Raw genomic sequence first — 18,139 nt, 5'->3', positions numbered from 1 at the left:
CGCGCGCGATGTTTCGCAGCCGTCATTTACAATCAAAGGGATACCACCATGAATTGCCAGTTTCATGACCTAAAAGACAAACATGTGTTCATCACCGGTGGTGGCTCAGGCATAGGTGCTGCCTTGACCGAAGGTTTCTTGGCGCAAGGGGCAAAGGTGAGCTTTGTACAGCGTTCAGATGCAAGCGATTTTGTCGCGAAAATGAAAGAAAAGCACGGCGTCGCGCCCAGTTTTTTCGCCTGTGATTTGAGTGATGTAGACGCGATTAAATCCAGCATGACAGCCGCGCAAAAGCGTCATGGCGATATCGATGTTTTGGTCAACAACGCAGGCAATGATGTGCGTCATGAAATCAAGGATCTGACGCCTGATCAATGGGATTTCAACCATGCGGTCAACCTGCGGCCCTATTTTTTCACCGCGCAATTTGTGGCGCCTTTCATGGCTCAAAATGGCGGGGGGGCGATCATCAATTATTCATCTATAAGTTACATGATGGGCAACGATTGCTATGCGGCTTATGTGACGGCCAATGCAGGCATCACAGGCCTGACGCGGGCCTTGGCGCGTGAACTTGGCCCACAGAACATTCGTGTCAATGCCATTGCCCCCGGTTGGGTGCTGACGCAAAAACAGTTGGACCAATGGGCCAGCCCTGAAGGGTTGCAAGACCATTTGGCGCGTCAATGTCTTAAGACGCATTTGGCCCCCGAAGACATGGTCGGCGGGACGTTGTTTTTGGCCTCAAGCGCCAGCAAGATGATGACTGGACAGGTCATGGTCATCGATGGCGGCGTGGTGGTGACAGGATGATCGCGGTCACTTGGGTCGCGGTGGATTGGGGCTCTAGCAACCTGCGCATTTGGGCCATGGGTGCAAGCGGCGCGGTGTTAGATTATATCACCAGTGATCAAGGCATGTTGGGGCTGACGAAAGATCAATATGAGCCGGTGCTGATGGCGCATATCGAACCATGGCTTGGCGATGCGCCAATGCCTGTGATCGCTTGTGGTATGGTCGGGTCGCGCCAAGGCTGGATCGAGGCCCCCTATGAAACGGTGCCTGTGCGCCCTGCGTCACAGGTGGTGACAGTGCAAACCCATGATCCGCGCATTGATGTGCGGGTGATTGCGGGGCTGCAACAGCTTGAACCCGCTGATGTGATGCGCGGCGAAGAAACGCAAATCGCAGGCTATCTGGCGCAAAATTCAAGGTATTCAGGTGTGCTGTGTCTGCCGGGAACCCATAGCAAATGGGTGGCAGTGGATGCAGGTAAAATAACGTCTTTTCAAACGGTTCTGACTGGAGAGTTATTTGATCTCTTAGCAGAAAAATCGATCTTGCGTCACAGTATGGGCCTGTGGGATGAGGCTTGTTTTTTGCAAGCCATTGCCGAGAGTGCGCAAGCGCCAGAGGCTTTGCTGACGGGGCTGTTCGGATTGCGCGCCGCGCAACTGCTGCGCGGGGATGACAGCGGCAAAGCGCGCCTGTCTGGCATGGTGATTGGCACGGAACTTGGAGCGACCAAGGCTCTTTGGCAGGGCAAAGACATTGTCATCATCGGTGCGGGTGAATTGGCGCGGCTGTATGGTGCTGCGCTCTCAAAGCTCGGTGCGACTGTAAACGTGGAAAAGGTCGATATGATGACCCTTTCCGGATTGAAGACTGTCTATGAAAGTGTGTTCAAATGAGCAGAAATATCATTGCAATTCTACGCGGCGTTCAGCCGTCCGAGGTGCATGCCATTGCGAAGGCGCTGATCGCGCAGGGAATCGACAAGATCGAAGTGCCGCTCAATTCGCCTGATCCTTTCACCAGCATTGAGGTTTTGGTGACGGAGTTTCAAGGCCAAGGGACATTTGGCGCAGGCACGGTATTGACCGCCGAAGACGTGATGCGGCTGGCTGATATCGGCGCGCAAATGATTGTGTCGCCCAATTGTAATCCTGAGGTGATCAAAGCCACTAAGGCCGCAGGCATGTTGAGCTTTCCGGGGGTGATGACGCCCAGTGAATGCTTTGCTGCCCTTGACGCGGGCGCGGATGCCTTGAAGTTCTTCCCCGGCGAGCTTGTCGGCCCCGTGGGGTTGCGGGCGATGCGGGCTGTGTTGCCAAAAGATGTTGATTGCTTCGCTGTTGGCGGTGCCAAGGCCGAAAACTTTGGCGCTTGGGTTCAGGCAGGGGCCACGGGTTTTGGCATCGGATCAGCCTTGTACCGTGTTGGCGATACGGCGGCTGATGTGGCGCAAAAGGCGGCTGATATGGTGCGGGCTTATGATGCGGTTTTGGAATGATTTTCGAACAAAATCAGAGTTTTGTATTGGCTAATTTAGAAGTGAAATGACGTTAGGATAGCAGATGAAGCCAGAACTTGGGGTGTGCTATTACCCAGAACATTGGCCGCAAGACGTTTGGGCACGTGACGCTGAACGGATGATGGAAACAGGCTTGAAATGGGTGCGTATTGGCGAATTCGCTTGGTCGCGCTTGGAACAGTCCGAGGGTGTTTTCACATGGGATTGGCTGGATCAAGCGGTCGAGACCTTGGGCGCGGCTGGGCTTGAGGTTGTGATGGGCACACCGAGTGCCACGCCGCCGCGTTGGGTCTTGGACAAATACCCCGACATGTTGGCGGTGGACGCGCAAGGCCAGCCGCGCAAATTCGGCTCGCGGCGTCATTATTGTTTCTCGCATCTGGGCTATCGCACCGAGGCTGCACGTATGGCAAAAGCCATGGCTGAGCGTTACGGGCGTAATCCCTATGTGACTGCATGGCAGATCGATAATGAATATGGGTGTCATGAGACCACCGTGTCGTTCTCATCACATGCACGGGACGGGTTTTGCGACTGGTTGGCGCAAAAATACCAATCGCCGCAGGCTTTGAATAAGGCGTGGGGCAATATCTTTTGGTCGATGGAATACGACAGTTTTGATGCCGTTGATTTGCCGAACCTGACAGTGACCGAAGCCAACCCGTCGCATTGGTTGGATTTTCGGCGCTTTACCTCAGATCAGGTCGTCGCCTTCAACCGCGCGCAGGTGGCAGCGATGCGTCCACATACCGACGCGCCGCTCATTCACAATTACATGGGGCGCGTGTTGGATTTTGACCACTTTGATGTGGGCGATGATTTGGAAATTGCCAGTTGGGACAGCTACCCTATGGGGTTTTTGGAACATGTCTTGCAAGAGGAAGATGACGCGTGGAAAGCGCAATATGCCAACCATGGTGATCCTGATTTTCAAGGGTTTCACCACGATCTGTACCGCGCTGTTGGCAAAGGGCGATGGTGGATCATGGAACAGCAACCGGGCCCTGTGAACTGGGCGCCGTATAATCCCATTCCGCAAGACGGTATGGTCAAGCTGTGGTCGATGGAAGCCATCGCGCATGGGGCCGAAGTGGTCAGCTATTTTCGCTGGCGCCAAGCGCCGTTTGCGCAAGAACAATTGCACGCAGGTCTGTTGCGCCCTGACAGTGTCAACGCGCAAGGCCAGATTGAAGCCCGCGCGGTTTATGACGAATTGCAGATCTTGGGCGAGATCGAGCATGTGGATGCAGATGTGGCAATCGTGTTTGATTACGAAAGCCAATGGGCGTGGGAAATCCAGCCACAAGGGCAGGGGTTTGATTACTTCCGTCTGGTGTTCGAACAATACCGCGCATTGCGCAAGCTTGGTTTGAACGTCGATATTCTGCCCGCCAATACCACCGATTTTGGCGCACGCAAATTGGTTGTCATTCCGGGGCTAATGGCGTGGAATGATGCTTTGCGCGGCGCAATTGAGCGCTTTGATGGGCAAATCGTAGTCGGGCCGCGCTCTGGTTTGAAGACGCCTGACATGCAGATCCCGCCAAGCCTTGGCCCTGATGTTGGTGGTGCCAAAACAGTACGGGTGGCGTCTTTGCGCCCGAATGTGCGTTTGGCCTTGCGCAATGGCGGGCATGTTATCCGCTGGTATGAAGACATCGAGGCGGGCCATGTGGTCGAGACCACCAATGATGGTCTGAACATCATGTGCCAAGAGGGGCATGTGTCGTATTTGGCCGCTTGGTTGGATCAGGACGCATATTTGCGTATTTTTGCGACGCTTTGCGCCACAGCGGGTATGACCACCGAAAATTTGCCAGATGGCTTGCGCAAGCGCAGCACCAAGGACCAAACGCTGTATTTCAACTATTCAAATGCGCCTGTAACGCATGGGGATATGGAATTGGCCTCGGGGGCCTATCTTTGGGTGAGGGCCTCTGAGCGTTAGGGGGCTTAGGGTCTCATGTTGGGGGCATAGAACATCAGACTGTGCTCAATGCCCCCAAGTGCGTTTTAAAGATCAATTTGCAAATGCGGCGTGCCGGTTGATGTTTTCTCAAGCGAAATGCCCAAAGGGCCGACAGTGCCGCGCACACGTTTGCGCAGGTTTGAAAAACTGTCAAAGGTGACGACATCCACGGGGTGATCCAAGTCTAAGGACAAGCGAAACCAACCAGGGCGGGTCATTTCAACTGCGATGATCGTTGCCGTAAAGGGCTGCGAAAGATACTGGCCAGAGACGCGTTCGCCAATGGCCCACCCCTGTGGTGGACGGTTTGAAATGGCGGCAAAAAGGCTGTTCCAATCACGATAACCGTATGTATGCGCGATCTGCTCAAGCGCGCTTGCATGGCTGATCGTGCGGCCCTGATCGGCCAAATCATTTCGCAATTGTTTGGCTTGGGTTTTGGCCTCAGTCAGTGTTGGTAAAGTCGTGGTCATTTGAGATCCTCCGATACAGTGTAAAACAAGCCCCAGCGCTGGCCGTTGCGCCGTGCTGTGCTGGCCAAGACGGATAGGGTGAGGACAAGCACCAAGACTTCGGTCACGGGGCTTGCGATCCAGATGCCAATTTCGCCCAAGCCCGCAGACAGGATAAACGTTAAAGGGATGGCAAAGAGATAGGGTTTGGACAGGCTCAGCAGCGCGGCCCGTTTTGCATCGCCTATGGCTTGGAAATGGGCTGAAATCATCATCAATGGCCCTGAGAGCACAAAGGCACTGGTCATCACCGGCAAAAGACGCGCAACTTCGGCCACAACCGCCGGATCAGACACAAAGGCTTGGCCGATTTGCACCGCGTAGGCATGCAAGACGACCTGTAGCGTGGCACAAAACAGGAAAGCCACCACCATAGCAAACATCAGACTGGCGTTCGTCCGCTGCCATAGACGCGCGCCATAGTTGTTGCCCGTGATCGTCTGCATCGCCAAAGACAGGCCCAGCATGATCAGATAGGCAAAGGTCATCACACGGGTGATAATACCGTAAGCCGAGACAGTGCTTTCATATTGCGGGGCGTCGACCCATTGCAGGGCGGCCATAATCGAGGCAGAGCCCAATGCAAAGCCGATAAAGCCAAGGCTTTGAGGTGCGCCCAAGGCTAAAATGTCAGACCAAGCAGAGGTCAGGCGGTGTTGCAGTAACGCATTAAGCCGCAAATCCGTTGTGCCGCGCAAACGGAATAGGATGATGATCCCTAAGGCTAGAGCTTGCGCCAAGGCTGTACCATAAGCCGAGCCAGCGACCCCCATGTTCAGCACAGCGATCAAGACATAGTTGAAAGCAATATTGGCCAAAGACACAAGCAGGCTCATAGCAGCCATAAAACCCACACGCCCCTCATTGCGTAGCGTGTCAGACTGTACGGAGAGGACAAACAATAGGGGAGAAAGAAAGACTGTGATGCCGATATAAGTAAGGCCCATGCGCGCAAGCGTTTCATTGCCGCCAGAGGCCAAACGCGACAGGGGCGCGCCAACCAGAACGAATAGCACGATAAGGCAGGCACTGGTCAAAAGCGCCAAGCCATGCGCGCCTGTAAAGACGGCACGGGCCTTAACCATCTCATTGCCGCCAATATGGCGCGCCATAAGGCTGGACATGCCACTGGATACCAAAGTCGAACAGGCAACGATCAGCATAAAGATAGGAAACATCAATGTGACAGCAGCCAGCGCGTTTGGCCCGACGTAATGACTAAGGAACATCGCGTCCATGACAGACAAAAGCCCGTTCATCGACATGATAAAGATAATAGGAACTGCGGTTTTCGCGTAAGTTACGCCTATAGGAGCGGTTAGATACGCGTTAGAGGTCTGAGACATAGCCAAGTGGCCCTCGTGCAAAGATCGCGCAATTTCAGGACGGGCACCCGCGTTACCATCCGCGCGATATGCGGAGAGGATCACATCGTTTGTCAACGCCAGAACTTCACCAAGACGATATGTCAGCGGGTGGCAGGCGTCGGCGGCCGATTGGTGAAATATCTGAGGTTTAGATTTGCGTCAAGGGCAGGGATGTCTCTTGCGTCACGTGATCTGCCGCGCGCTGGGCAAAACACTGTTCTAGTCGTGATCTTGCTGTTTTCATTTGCAAAGCCATCGGGTAGGGCAAGTCAAAGGCGTCTGTTTCGGCGCGATCCTGATTTGACGCCTCTTGAGGAGCCCCCATATGACCATGACCCCCACGACCATCACGCACCTTGTCACCCATTCCGGCGGCTTTCATGCGGATGAGCTTTTGTCCTCTGTTGTGTTGACGCGGCTGTTTCCAGAAGCAAAGCTTTTGCGCACCCGCGATCGTCAATGGATCACGCCGGGTGCGGATAAGATCATCTATGACGTGGGCGGTGCCTATGATGTGGCGGCGCAAATCTTTGACCATCACCAGCGCCCCGGTCCGCTGCGCGATGATGAACAGCCCTATAGCTCTTTCGGATTGATCTGGGCGCAGTATGGCCGCGATTATTTAGCCGCGCTGGGCGTGCCTGAAGGTGACGTTGAGGCGATCCACGCCAAGTTTGACACCAAGTTCGTCTTACCCATCGATCTGCTGGACAATGGCGCGATGGAGCCGTCCGTGGCGGGGCCTTTGTCGATCATGACCTTACCATCGCTTTTGGGCAGCTTAAAACCTGTGTTCGATGACACGTCGCCCACCGCAGATGATGACGCGTTCATGATGGCCTTGCCGATTGCGCGCAGCTTTGTTGAGGCGCAAATCCGCAATCTGGCCGCCAAAGCGCGCGCGCAAAGCATTGTTGTGGCCGCGATTGAAAAGGCTGGAACATCCCCCATTCTTGAGCTGCCTATGGGCATGCCTTACCGGTCTGCTTTGGATAAGGCCGAAGCGGATCACATCATGTTTGTGGTCAATCCTCGTGGCGAAGACTGGATGTTGGGTGGGATCAAGCTGTCCAATGAAACCTTCGAGCAACGCGCCGATCTGCCTGCCGCTTGGGCGGGTCTGACAGATGCGAAACTGGAAGAGGTTTGCGGTGTCAAAGGCGCTAAGTTTTGCCACAACGCACGTTTCATCGCTGTAGCAAACTCGCGTGAGGCGATCATGCAGATGGCTGATTTGGCGATTGCAGAGCTGTCACGCGGTACTGACGATGCGCAAAACCCGTCTCAGCAAGACAGCTAATTTACATCAAAGCGGGGCGTGGCGTGTCTGTTTTTAGAGATGCCGCGCTTTGCGAATGATTCGCAAGTTGGCGATTTCGTTGACTTGAAACGGGGGAATTGGCTCTTGGAGAGGTCAATTTTCGCCGCCAGTTGCGAATATTAGGCCTTTAGTTGCGAATCGTTCGCAACTACTTGACAAGTTTCAGTGCCTGGCTTTTACAGATGTGGAATTTCATCTGTAGGAGCCATCATGAACACCCCATCTGTTTTCCGAACTCTGACATCCGCAATCGCGCTAAGTGCAGGTTTCGCGCTAACGTCGCATGGCGCTGCTGCTCAAGAACGCCTGAAAGTCGTGACCACATTTACGGTATTGGCCGAGATGGCACAAAACGTGGCGGGGGATGCGGCAGATATTGTGTCGATCACCAAGCCGGGGGCGGAAATCCACGGCTATCAACCCACGCCCCGCGATATCGTACGGGCCTCAGATGCCGATCTGATCTTGTGGAACGGTATGAACTTGGAGCTATGGTTCGAACAGTTTTTGAGCAACCTTGGCGATATTCCATCAGCCACATTGACCGACGGGATCGAACCCATCTCAATCGCCGCGGGCGCTTACGAAGGCAAAGCCAATCCTCATGCATGGATGGGATTGGACAATGCGTTGATCTATGTTGACAATATCGCTGCAGCTTTGTCATTAAATGATCCAGACAATGTATTGACCTATTTGAACAATGCTGCTGAGTACAAAGATGAAATTCGTGCCACGATTGCACCGCTCAAAGCCCTGCTCGAGACACTGCCAGACGACAAACGTTGGCTTGTCACCTGCGAAGGCGCGTTCAGTTATTTGGCGCGTGATTTTGGCTTGAAAGAACTCTACCTTTGGCCAATGAATGCAGACCAAACAGGCACACCGCAACAGGTGCGCAGCGTGATTGATGGTGTGCGTGACAATGATATTCCCGTGGTGTTTTGTGAAAGCACGGTCAACACGTCGCCCGCCAAACAAGTCGCCCGCGAAACCGGTGCGCGTTACGGTGGTGAGCTTTACGTTGACAGCTTAAGTGCCGCAGATGGACCGGTGCCGACCTATCTTGATCTGCTACGTGTTACCGCGCAAACTGTGGTGAATGGTCTGACAGAGCAAAGCCAATAAAACGCACTGAATTTAAAGCCTGATAAAAAAACAGATATTTTCAAAAGGACGCCCCCCGTGACACAGCCCCAGTCTCTCCTGAACTCGTCTACAAGCGGCGGTATTATGGCGCGCGATGTGACGGTTACGTATCGTAACGGCCATATGGCGCTGCATGATGCAAGTTTCGAAATCCCGCGCGGGACGATTACGGCACTTGTTGGCGTGAACGGCGCGGGGAAATCGACCTTGTTCAAGGCGATCATGGGGTTCGTTCCTGCTGCAAATGGTGAAATTCGGTTGCTCGGCAAAACGGTGAAAGACGCTTTGCGCGAAAACCTTGTGGCCTATGTGCCGCAAGCCGAAGAGGTCGATTGGGCTTTTCCTGTGCTTGTCGAGGATGTGGTGATGATGGGCCGCTATGGCCACATGGGGTTCTTGCGCCATGCGCGCAAAGCCGATCATGCCGCCGTCGATGAGGCGTTGCGCCGTGTGAATATGCTCGACTTTCGCAAACGCCAGATTGGCGAACTGTCAGGCGGACAACGCAAGCGGGTGTTCTTGGCCCGCGCTTTGGCCCAAGACGGTCAGGTGATTTTGCTGGACGAGCCTTTTACGGGCGTCGATGTGAAAACCGAAGAGCAAATCATTACGCTCTTGCGCGAATTGCGCGACGAGGGGCGGGTGATGTTGGTCTCGACGCATAATCTTGGGTCCGTCCCTGAGTTTTGTGATCGCACTGTTTTGGTTAAAGGCACTGTGCTGGCTTACGGCACCACCGAAGAGGTCTTTACCCATGACAATCTTGAGCGCGCTTTTGGCGGTGTTTTGCGGCACTTTACCTTGGGGGGAACAGAACTGCATGACGATGACGACACCCGCGAGGTGCGTATCATCACCGACGACGAGCGGCCATTCGTGATGTATGGCGATAAATCAGACGCAGCCAAAGAAGACGCGCTATGATTGACCTATTGTTGGAACCTTTCAGCTATAGTTACATGTTCAACGCGATGTGGGTTTCTGCCCTTGTAGGGGGCGTTTGCGCTTTTTTGTCGTCATATCTGATGCTTAAAGGTTGGTCTTTGATCGGTGATGCGCTCAGTCACTCTGTTGTTCCTGGCGTGGCCGGCGCTTATATGCTTGGCTTGCCCTTTGCTTTGGGTGCTTTTGTGGCGGGGGGATTGGCCGCCGCCGCGATGTTGTTTTTGTCTGAACGTTCCGGTTTGAAAATTGATGTGATCATCGGGATTATTTTCACCTCTTTCTTTGGGCTTGGCCTGTTTATGGTGTCGATGTCGCCCATGTCGGTGAGCATTCAGACTATCATTATGGGCAATATTTTGGCCATCACGCCTGAGGACACGCTGCAATTGGCGATCATCGGCGTGGTTTGTTTGGTGGTGCTTTTGGCCAAGTGGAAAGACCTGATGGTGACATTTTTCGACGAAACCCATGCGCGGTCCATCGGGTTAAAGCCTGAGCTGTTGAAGGTTGTGTTTTTCATGTTGCTATCGGCAGCAATTGTGGCCGCGATGATGACCGTGGGCGCGTTTTTGGTGATCGCCTTGGTGGTCACACCAGGGGCCACGGCTTATTTGCTGTGCGACCGGTTTCCGCGCTTGATTGCGTTGTCGGTGTTCATTGGGGCCGCGACCTGTTTTATCGGGGCTTATATGAGTTATTTTTTGGACGGTGCCACGGGCGGGATCATCGTCGTGTTGCAAACAGCAGTGTTTTTGATCGCTTTTGTCTTCGCGCCCAAGCATGGCATATTGGCCAGCAAACGCATCGCACGCGAGGCTATCGCGTCTAAATCGGCAGTGATGAAGGGGGATGTGAAATGATCGACATCCTGTTACAACCGTTTCAATTCGCCTTCATGCAAAACGCCTTTTGGATCATTATTTTGATCGCTCCGCCGACAGCTTTGTTGTCGTGTTTTCTTGTGCTCAAAGGCTGGGCCTTGATGGGGGATGCCGTCAGTCACGCGACCCTGCCGGGGATCGTTTTGGCGTGGATATTGGGATTGCCGCTGATTGTCGGGGCTTTTGTCGCGGGCATGGCCTGCGCTGTTGCCACGGGGTATCTCTCTGATCATAGCCGCGTGAAAAAAGACACCGTGATGGGGGTCGTGTTTTCAGGCATGTTCGGGCTTGGCATCATTATGTACACCGCGATCACCACCAACGAGCATCTGGATCACGTGTTGTTTGGCAATATGCTGGGCGTGGGGTCACAAGACCTGTGGACGGCGGGGATCATCGGCGTTTTTGTGACCCTGCTTTTGGGGCTGAAATGGCGCGATCTGTTGTTGCACGCTTTTGATCCGGCGCAAGCGCAGGCCTCGGGGCTGAACACCAATTTTTTGCACTACGGCCTGTTGGCGGCTTTATCGTTGACCATCGTCGCCACGCTCAGCGCCGTTGGGCTGATTTTGGCGGTGGCCTTGCTGGTCACGCCGGGGGCGATTGCCTTTTTGGTCGCCCGCAGTTTCGCGCCAATGATGTTCGTGTCTATGGCCGCTTGCACCTTTGCGATGTTCGCTGGCACCTATGCCAGTTTTTATCTGGACAGCTCGCCCGCGCCGACGATTGTGTTAATCTTGACGCTGCTGTTCATTATCGCCTTTGTGCGCCGGATGCGGATCACGCGGCGGATGTCGCGGCGTGCGGCATTAGGCTGATCATGCAGTGTGAGTGCGAATAGTCTTAGTTTATTGTTAAAAAAACGCCATAACGCTGTCACGCGAGGTTTAAAGTCAATTTCTAAAAGGGCACCTGTATTCGATTGAGAATACTCTTTTTGAAGGTGTCATCATGGTAGAAATTAATCCGGTTGCATTTGTTTTGGGCTGTCTGTTGGAGCCATCTAAATCAGGTATACGGTCATTTTTGCGACGCGCATTTAGACGCGCTGTATGATGTCCTGAATGTCAGGTGTCATTCAAATTCTTGATAATATGCTTATTTTAAAGACTATTGTTTTAACTTTTATGCTTGGGACCGGGCGTCTATATACCTGATATAAAAAATCAGGATTGACATGCCTTATGGAAAAAGTCAGATACAGCATCACGCATATAGTGGCGATGCTGGTGGTGAATGTTTGAAAGCCTATGGGCTGTAAACCTTCAAAACTCGCGCGCCAAAATCTAACGCCGAGACCGAGGACCAAACATGAAACGCATGATGACCGCTTTCGCCGTGGCAGCTTTGCCTGTCGCTCCCGCCCTTGCTGGCCCAGCAGAGGTTTTGACCACCTACGCCAATATCGCCGAAGCCTCTTACAGTGACAGCCTGACCTCAGCCCAAGCTTTACGCGCTGCCATCGATACGCTGATTTCTGATCCGTCCGACGTTACTCTGGCCGCTGCAAAAGCTGCTTGGATCGAAGCCCGCGTGCCCTATCAACAAACCGAAGTCTTCCGGTTCGGCAATCCGATTGTGGATGATTGGGAAGGCAAAGTGAACGCTTGGCCTTTGGACGAGGGCTTGATCGATTACGTTGATGCAGCTTACGGCGGCGCGACAGATGAAAACGAATTTGCAGCACTCAACGTGATTGCAAACCCAATGTTCACACTGTCTGGTGTTGATATCGATGCGACTGATATTACGCCTGAGTTGATTGGCGAAACACTGCACGAAGCGGATGAAGTCGAATCCAACGTGGCGTCTGGCTATCACGCGATTGAGTTTTTGCTTTGGGGCCAAGACCTGAACGGCACAAACCACGGTGCGGGCAATCGTCCGTTTACAGATTACGCAACTGGCGATGACTGCACCAATGGCAATTGTGATCGTCGCGGCGCGTATTTGTCGGCTGCCGCTGATTTGCTTGTGTCCGATCTTGAATACATGGCGGCGCAATGGGGCGCAGAGGGCGAAGCACGTGCAGCTGTGACTGCTGATCCTAAAGCGGGTATCACAGCGATCCTGACCGGAATGGGATCATTGTCCTACGGCGAGCAAGCGGGCGAGCGCATGAAATTGGGCGTGATGTTGAACGACCCAGAAGAAGAGCATGATTGTTTCTCAGACAACACACATAATTCGCATTTCTACGATGGCCTTGGCATCCGCAACGTCTTTGTTGGTGAATATGTGTCTGGATCTGGCAACACAGTCAGCGGCGAAAGTTTGCAAGATTTGTTGGCCGCAACTGACCCTGCCGTAGCAGCAGAATTGACCTCTGCGATTGATGCAACAATGTCCGAACTTGGTCAGATCAAATCGGCGGCTGAAGCTGGTTTTTCATACGATCAAATGCTTGAGCGCGGCAATGCTGCGGGTGAAGAATTGATCTTGTCAGCTGTTGATGCGCTTGTCGCTCAAACACGCTCAATCGAACGCGCGGTTGCGGTTCTTGACGTGGACGGTGTGGGGATCGAAGGCTCTGACAGCCTTGACGATCCTGATGCGGTTTTCGAATAAACGCGGCTGACAAAAACGGCATAGGCGGGGGTCTTCGCCTATGCACAACACTTTTATGGGTGTATGCGTGATCGTTCACGTAAATATTTGCAAGGATAGCGATAATGGCACGTAGCAGTTCATTCTTCGTCCCCAGCTCTACTGTTTCAGTACTCGCAATTTCGCTTGGCTGCGCCATGCCATTTGCGAGCGGGGCCAGTTCTGAGGTGCCGAAGGTCGGCGAGCCGTATTTATCTGTCGTGCCGCGCACCGAATCTGAAGCGCAGCGTATTAAATCCGCCACCGCGCCGACATCGGATTTTTCCAAAGCAGAAAAGTTTGAGGAAAATTCCGCAGGCAAGGCAACGACCCGCGCACGCACCGATCATGATGCCTTTTCGCAGTCCTCAGAGTCCTTGAGTTTTGAACATGAATTGGACTTTAAGCTGGGCAATGGGCTGTTCAAAAAGCTTTGGGTGTCGTCACCATCCTCCACTTTGGCCTCTGACGGATTGGGGCCGGTGTACAATGCGCGTTCCTGTCAGCGCTGCCATTTGAAAGACGGGCGCGGGCACACGCCTGAGGGCGCAGACGACAGCCGCGTGTCGATGTTCTTGCGCCTCTCTGTGCCAAAGCCAGATGATGTGCCTTTGACTGAGATCGAGACTTATCTGGCGGCTCTTGATGGCGATGCCGCCACGCCGCGCACCGCGCCAGAGCCCACCTATGGGGGCCAGTTGCAAGATTTAGCGATCCAAGGCCACGCCGCTGAGGCGCAAATGGAGGTCAGCTATGTTGAGCAACCTATCGCGCTGTCAGATGGTGAAACAGCAAGCCTGCGGGTGCCAAGCTATCGTATGACCAACGCTGGTTATGGTGATTTTGCTGCTGATGTTCAAATCTCACCCCGCGTTGCGCCGCCCATGATCGGACTGGGGCTGGTGGAAGCCATTCCTGCGGCCGATATTTTAGCACATGAAGATGCTGATGACGCTGATGGCGACGGTATTTCAGGGCGCGCACAAGTTGTCTGGTCTAGCGAATTTAACACGCCTATCTTGGGCCGTTTTGGTTGGAAATCGGGCCACGGTACGGTCAAGGAACAATCGGCTGACGCTTTTGCTGGCGATATCGGTATTTCATCGCCACTCGCGCCGCGTCCTTTTGGCGATTGTACGCAAGCGCAAACCGAATGTCTGGCGGCCGTGCATGGTGATAATGATGAACGCGGAGATGAAATCGACGCTGAAGGTCTTGATCTGGTTTCCTTTTATTCGCGCAACTTGGCCGTGCCAGCGCGCCGCGATGTGAATGATCCGCAGGTTTTGCAGGGCAAAGAGGTGTTCTATAATATCGGTTGTGCGTCGTGCCATACACCGAAATATGTGACCCATCGCCTAGAGGACGACAGCAGCAAAGCGCAAAGTTTTCAGCTGATTTGGCCCTATTCCGATTTTCTTTTGCACGACATGGGCGAGGGCTTGGCGGATGGCCGACCAGAGCTGCGCGCAACGGGGTCAGAATGGCGCACGCCACCGCTTTGGGGCATTGGTTTGACTGAACAGGTGTCTGGGCACACGCAATTTTTACATGACGGGCGCGCGCGTTCATTGTTAGAAGCTGTGCTGTGGCATGGTGGCGAGGCTGAAAGCGCTCGCGATACCGTTGTGGACATGCCAAGTGAAGACCGCGCGGCGCTGATCCGCTTTTTAGAAAGCCTATGATGATGACATCTTTTGTTCGAATAACGCTCAAATCGCTTGCAGCATCGGTTGTCTTATTTGCAGGCAGTGGCGCATATGCTGGCCCGCAAGCGGACGCTGTGGTGCGCGTTGTGACGCAGCATGCCGTTCCTGCGGTTTTGAACTTTTCGACGCACATAAATGCTCTTGAGGATTCTGCGAAATCCGATTGTACAGCAGGCGCACTTGTGCCGGCCTATAACGCGGGGTTCGATGCTTGGATGGGGTTGCAACACCTGAACATCGGACCTGTCGAAGCCGATGCACGAGGGCTGACAATCGCGTTTTGGCCTGACAAAAAAGGCATGATCCCCAAAACGCTCTCTGCTCTGATCGCGGATCAAGATGCAGCTGTGTCAAACGCAGATGAATTTGCCCATGTGTCAATCGCTGCGCGTGGTCTTTTTGCCTTAGAATACATGCTCTTCGATGATTCATTTAATGCATATGATCAAGGCAGCTATTCTTGTGAATTGGTACAAGCCATCACCCACGACTTGGCACAAACCGCAGATCATATCGCTGGAGAATGGACCCGCGAAGACGGGTTCGCCGCAACCTTAACCACTGCAGGTGCGGTGGACAATCAACGCTATTTATCCGAGACGGAAGCGGCGCAGGCGCTTTACACCATGCTGCTGACGGGATTGGAAAATTCCGCAGAGCAACGTATCGGTCGCCCCCTTGGCAGTTTCGAAAAACCGCGCCCCAAACGTGCAGAGGCCTATCGGTCAGGACGCTCCGCGCGCAACGTGATGTTATCCGTGCAAGCCGCGCGTGAATTCGTCGTCGCTATGGCGCCAGAGGTCCCGACACATACCCTTGAAATTTTGGACGAGGTCTTGGCCAAATTGCAGGATTTGGACGATCCGACATTCGCTTCGGTGGATGATCCCATGGGGCGCCTCAAGATCGAAATCATCGCGCAGCGCATCGAGGCGGCAACAGAGTCTATCGCCAATGATATCGGCGCACCTTTGGGCATTTCCGCAGGGTTCAACGCCTCAGACGGAGATTGATATGACCTCTCGCCGTGGATTTTTACTTGGGATGGCAGCCGCCAGTCTGACGCCTCGGTTGACTTGGGCGGATGCTGGAAACCCTGCGTATTTAGGGGCTGCGCGTGATCAAAACGGAGATTTCGCGCTATATGGCCTGAGCGCCGAGGCGCAAATTGTGTTCCGTGTGGGGCTTCCTGCGCGCGGACATGCCGCCGCAGCTCATCCAACGCGACCCGAGGCCGTGGGGTTTGCCCGCAGACCTGGCACCTACGCGCTCGTGATCGACTGTGCCAATGGTCAGGTCACGCATAAATTGCAAGCGCCCTCCGGGCGGCATTTCATGGGGCACGGGGTATTCGTTCAGGGCGGCGATATCTTGGTCACCACAGAAAACAACTATGCTGAATCGAAAGGCTGTTTGGGGCTTTGGCAGCGCAGCAAAGGTTATGTGCGGATCGGCGAAGTTGACAGCCACGGCATCGGCCCGCATGACATTCGCGCATTGTCCGACGGGACTCTGGTGGTCGCAAATGGTGGCATTTTGACCCATCCAGATCATGGCGAGGGGCGCGATAAATTAAACCTTGAGACGATGCAGCCGTCCTTGGCCTATTTGACGCCAGAGTTTTCGCTGCAAGAACAGCATATCTTGGCTGAGGATCTGCATCACGCTTCGATCCGCCATCTTTCGGTGGCCGATGATCAAGTCGGGTTTGCGATGCAATGGCAGGGCGATCCCTTTGACATCGTGCCGTTGCTCGGACTGCATAAACGGGGCGCTGATCCGGTCTTGTTCGAGGCGCCTTTGGCTGATCAACTGTCGATGAAAGCCTACGCCAGTTCCATCGCGTTCAATGGTGCGGGGACAGAGTTGGCGATTACCTCATCGAGAGGTGGGCGCATTCATAGGTTTGCAACGGATGGTCAATTTATGTCCTCTGTGTCGCGTGCAGATGTCAGCGGGCTGGCCGCGAAAGGTGACGGATATTTGGCCTCTGACGGGCAGGGGGCGTTGCTATCGATTGAGGCGGACAGTCGCGTGCTGAACAAGACATCTGGTTTGGCTTGGGACAATCACCTTGTGTCTTTGCCTATATTGGGGTGAAGTGATGTTATGAAAAAGCAAATCTGGAACGTGAAGACGCCGTTTTTTCGCCCTTTGTGGCGCAGGGCTCTGGCCTGCTTGGTCTGCCTTGTCTGGGCAGGGGTAGAATTGGCCTATGGCAACAACATGTTTGGCGCGATCTTCTTGGGCGCTGGTGTCTATTTGCTGTATCAGTTTTTCATCAGCTTCAACCCTGAGGATTACACGCCACCACCGGAATCATAATCGAACGCCGGATTTCGATCGCTCAAGTGTCATTTGAGTGGCTGTTTCCAGAGCTGAAGGGGGCGAGTCGGCATTTTAATTAAATTTTGTTGAAATTTGATGCAATGCGGCAACAGGCCTTGCGTCATTACCGCTCTGGCCTTGGATGTGTCGCAAGATAGGGTGGTGGACCTTGTTCGTAACTTTTTGTATTTAAAGGTATAATATCATTTTGATCCAAAAGCTTCGTTATCGGTTTGCACTGACTTGAAAAACGAAAGATCATGGCACAGATACAAGACTTCAGGCGCACTTGCAGCTTCTCGATGGTCTTAATAAGATTCGAGTAACACTTCCGCGCTAACCATCAAAAAAGACAGATAAGAGGCAGGGACCGATGAGAGACCCAATTGATACATACATGAATACGCTCGTTCCGATGGTGGTCGAACAGACCAGCCGTGGTGAACGTGCCTACGACATTTTCTCGCGCCTGCTCAAAGAGCGCATCATTTTTCTAAACGGTCCCGTGCATGACGGTATGTCATCACTGATCTGTGCTCAGCTGTTGTTCCTTGAGGCGGAAAACCCGTCCAAAGAAATTTCTATGTATATCAACAGCCCTGGCGGTGTCGTGACCTCTGGCCTGTCGATCTATGACACCATGCAGTACATCCGCCCCAAAGTGTCGACTTTGGTTATGGGCCAAGCGGCGTCCATGGGGTCTTTGCTGTTGACGGCTGGCGAAAAAGGTATGCGCTTCTCGTTGCCAAATTCACGCGTTATGGTGCACCAGCCTTCTGGTGGTTACCAAGGTCAAGCCACGGATATCATGATCCATGCGCAAGAAACTCAAAAACTCAAAGATCGTTTGAACGAAATCTACGTCAAGCACACCGGTCAAAAAATGAAATCTGTTGTGGATGCGCTTGAACGCGATAACTTTATGTCGCCCCAAGATGCCAAAGACTTCGGTTTGATCGATGATATCGTCGAAACACGCGAACCGCTCGCTGAGAAAGTCTAGCACTTTGTCGTTCTGCCCAAGTGTAACGCTTGGGCAGGATTTTGGCATTGTGCCC

The 18,139-nt window shown here is 53.6% G+C and carries 17 protein-coding genes; 15 read left to right on the top strand and 2 right to left on the bottom strand.

Annotated elements, in window-relative coordinates:
* Positions 1-48 precede the first annotated feature (48 nt).
* From KO497_RS09600 to KO497_RS09585, 4 genes are all read left to right on the top strand, one after another.
* Positions 49-813 carry an SDR family NAD(P)-dependent oxidoreductase gene (locus KO497_RS09600; RefSeq protein ID WP_215943747.1) on the top strand — a complete coding sequence of 255 codons (765 nt, stop codon included), beginning with the start codon at positions 49-51 and terminating at the stop codon, positions 811-813.
* Positions 810-1,691, top strand: a complete 882-nt coding sequence (locus KO497_RS09595) for a 2-dehydro-3-deoxygalactonokinase (RefSeq protein ID WP_215943746.1) — start codon at positions 810-812, stop codon at positions 1,689-1,691. The genes KO497_RS09600 and KO497_RS09595 overlap by 4 nt, the downstream gene beginning before the upstream one ends.
* Positions 1,688-2,293, top strand: a complete 606-nt coding sequence (locus tag KO497_RS09590; RefSeq protein WP_215943745.1) for a 2-dehydro-3-deoxy-6-phosphogalactonate aldolase — start codon at positions 1,688-1,690, stop codon at positions 2,291-2,293. Before KO497_RS09595 ends, KO497_RS09590 begins: the two co-directional genes overlap by 4 nt.
* A 64-nt stretch (positions 2,294-2,357) precedes the next feature.
* Positions 2,358-4,262: a beta-galactosidase gene (locus KO497_RS09585; RefSeq protein WP_215943744.1), complete on the top strand. Its 1,905-nt coding sequence runs from the start codon at positions 2,358-2,360 to the stop codon at positions 4,260-4,262.
* Positions 4,263-4,327: 65 nt separating this feature from the next.
* On the opposite strand, the gene KO497_RS09580 is transcribed toward KO497_RS09585, so the two are convergent.
* On the bottom strand, positions 4,328-4,756 hold the full coding sequence (locus KO497_RS09580; protein ID WP_215943743.1) for a glyoxalase superfamily protein: 429 nt from the start codon (positions 4,754-4,756) through the stop codon (positions 4,328-4,330).
* A complete protein-coding gene (locus tag KO497_RS09575; protein WP_215943742.1) occupies positions 4,753-6,141 on the bottom strand; it encodes an MATE family efflux transporter in 1,389 nt (462 codons plus the stop codon). Before KO497_RS09575 ends, KO497_RS09580 begins: the two co-directional genes overlap by 4 nt.
* A 346-nt stretch (positions 6,142-6,487) precedes the next feature.
* On the opposite strand from KO497_RS09575, the gene KO497_RS09570 reads away from it, so the two are divergent.
* From KO497_RS09570 to KO497_RS09520, 11 genes are all read left to right on the top strand, one after another.
* On the top strand, positions 6,488-7,462 hold the full coding sequence (locus KO497_RS09570) for an MYG1 family protein (protein WP_252729598.1): 975 nt from the start codon (positions 6,488-6,490) through the stop codon (positions 7,460-7,462).
* A 231-nt stretch (positions 7,463-7,693) separates the two neighbouring features.
* Positions 7,694-8,611 carry a metal ABC transporter substrate-binding protein gene (locus KO497_RS09565; RefSeq protein ID WP_215943741.1) on the top strand — a complete coding sequence of 306 codons (918 nt, stop codon included), beginning with the start codon at positions 7,694-7,696 and terminating at the stop codon, positions 8,609-8,611.
* Between the two features lie 105 nt (positions 8,612-8,716).
* Positions 8,717-9,556, top strand: coding sequence for a manganese/iron ABC transporter ATP-binding protein (locus tag KO497_RS09560; protein WP_215943822.1), 840 nt, complete (start codon positions 8,717-8,719; stop codon positions 9,554-9,556).
* Positions 9,553-10,437 (top strand): metal ABC transporter permease, encoded by an 885-nt coding sequence (locus KO497_RS09555; RefSeq protein ID WP_215943740.1) that lies wholly within the window; start codon positions 9,553-9,555, stop codon positions 10,435-10,437. The genes KO497_RS09560 and KO497_RS09555 overlap by 4 nt, the downstream gene beginning before the upstream one ends.
* Positions 10,434-11,276, top strand: a complete 843-nt coding sequence (locus tag KO497_RS09550) for a metal ABC transporter permease (RefSeq protein WP_215943739.1) — start codon at positions 10,434-10,436, stop codon at positions 11,274-11,276. Before KO497_RS09555 ends, KO497_RS09550 begins: the two co-directional genes overlap by 4 nt.
* A gap of 493 nt (positions 11,277-11,769) precedes the next feature.
* Positions 11,770-13,026 carry an imelysin family protein gene (locus KO497_RS09545; RefSeq protein ID WP_215943738.1) on the top strand — a complete coding sequence of 419 codons (1,257 nt, stop codon included), beginning with the start codon at positions 11,770-11,772 and terminating at the stop codon, positions 13,024-13,026.
* A 176-nt stretch (positions 13,027-13,202) separates the two neighbouring features.
* Positions 13,203-14,729, top strand: a complete 1,527-nt coding sequence (locus KO497_RS09540) for a di-heme oxidoredictase family protein (protein WP_215943821.1) — start codon at positions 13,203-13,205, stop codon at positions 14,727-14,729.
* The gene (locus tag KO497_RS09535) at positions 14,726-15,766 is read left to right on the top strand and encodes an imelysin family protein (RefSeq protein ID WP_215943737.1); all 1,041 of its coding nucleotides are present in this window, start codon (positions 14,726-14,728) and stop codon (positions 15,764-15,766) included. The genes KO497_RS09540 and KO497_RS09535 overlap by 4 nt, the downstream gene beginning before the upstream one ends.
* A 1-nt stretch (position 15,767) precedes the next feature.
* Positions 15,768-16,853, top strand: coding sequence for a DUF1513 domain-containing protein (locus KO497_RS09530; protein ID WP_215943736.1), 1,086 nt, complete (start codon positions 15,768-15,770; stop codon positions 16,851-16,853).
* A gap of 9 nt (positions 16,854-16,862) precedes the next feature.
* Positions 16,863-17,078, top strand: a complete 216-nt coding sequence (locus KO497_RS09525; protein WP_215943735.1) for a hypothetical protein — start codon at positions 16,863-16,865, stop codon at positions 17,076-17,078.
* A 376-nt stretch (positions 17,079-17,454) separates the two neighbouring features.
* Entirely contained in the window at positions 17,455-18,084 is a 630-nt protein-coding gene (locus KO497_RS09520; RefSeq protein WP_215943734.1) for an ATP-dependent Clp protease proteolytic subunit, read from the top strand.
* Positions 18,085-18,139: the final 55 nt, after the last annotated feature.

It is taken from the genome of Pacificibacter marinus (genome assembly GCF_018860665.1).
Classification (GTDB): Bacteria; Pseudomonadota; Alphaproteobacteria; order Rhodobacterales; family Rhodobacteraceae; genus Celeribacter; species Celeribacter marinus_A.
This window is presented reverse-complemented; position numbering and strand designations above follow the sequence as displayed.

Coding starts and splice junctions, on each gene's coding strand:
- KO497_RS09600 (WP_215943747.1), top strand. CDS start 49: ATGAATTGCCAGTTTCATGACCTAAAAGACAAACATGTGTTCATCACC.
- KO497_RS09595 (WP_215943746.1), top strand. CDS start 810: ATGATCGCGGTCACTTGGGTCGCGGTGGATTGGGGCTCTAGCAACCTG.
- KO497_RS09590 (WP_215943745.1), top strand. CDS start 1,688: ATGAGCAGAAATATCATTGCAATTCTACGCGGCGTTCAGCCGTCCGAG.
- KO497_RS09585 (WP_215943744.1), top strand. CDS start 2,358: ATGAAGCCAGAACTTGGGGTGTGCTATTACCCAGAACATTGGCCGCAA.
- KO497_RS09580 (WP_215943743.1), bottom strand. CDS start 4,756: ATGACCACGACTTTACCAACACTGACTGAGGCCAAAACCCAAGCCAAA.
- KO497_RS09575 (WP_215943742.1), bottom strand. CDS start 6,141: ATGTCTCAGACCTCTAACGCGTATCTAACCGCTCCTATAGGCGTAACT.
- KO497_RS09570 (WP_252729598.1), top strand. CDS start 6,488: ATGACCATGACCCCCACGACCATCACGCACCTTGTCACCCATTCCGGC.
- KO497_RS09565 (WP_215943741.1), top strand. CDS start 7,694: ATGAACACCCCATCTGTTTTCCGAACTCTGACATCCGCAATCGCGCTA.
- KO497_RS09560 (WP_215943822.1), top strand. CDS start 8,717: ATGGCGCGCGATGTGACGGTTACGTATCGTAACGGCCATATGGCGCTG.
- KO497_RS09555 (WP_215943740.1), top strand. CDS start 9,553: ATGATTGACCTATTGTTGGAACCTTTCAGCTATAGTTACATGTTCAAC.
- KO497_RS09550 (WP_215943739.1), top strand. CDS start 10,434: ATGATCGACATCCTGTTACAACCGTTTCAATTCGCCTTCATGCAAAAC.
- KO497_RS09545 (WP_215943738.1), top strand. CDS start 11,770: ATGAAACGCATGATGACCGCTTTCGCCGTGGCAGCTTTGCCTGTCGCT.
- KO497_RS09540 (WP_215943821.1), top strand. CDS start 13,203: ATGCCATTTGCGAGCGGGGCCAGTTCTGAGGTGCCGAAGGTCGGCGAG.
- KO497_RS09535 (WP_215943737.1), top strand. CDS start 14,726: ATGATGATGACATCTTTTGTTCGAATAACGCTCAAATCGCTTGCAGCA.
- KO497_RS09530 (WP_215943736.1), top strand. CDS start 15,768: ATGACCTCTCGCCGTGGATTTTTACTTGGGATGGCAGCCGCCAGTCTG.
- KO497_RS09525 (WP_215943735.1), top strand. CDS start 16,863: ATGAAAAAGCAAATCTGGAACGTGAAGACGCCGTTTTTTCGCCCTTTG.
- KO497_RS09520 (WP_215943734.1), top strand. CDS start 17,455: ATGAGAGACCCAATTGATACATACATGAATACGCTCGTTCCGATGGTG.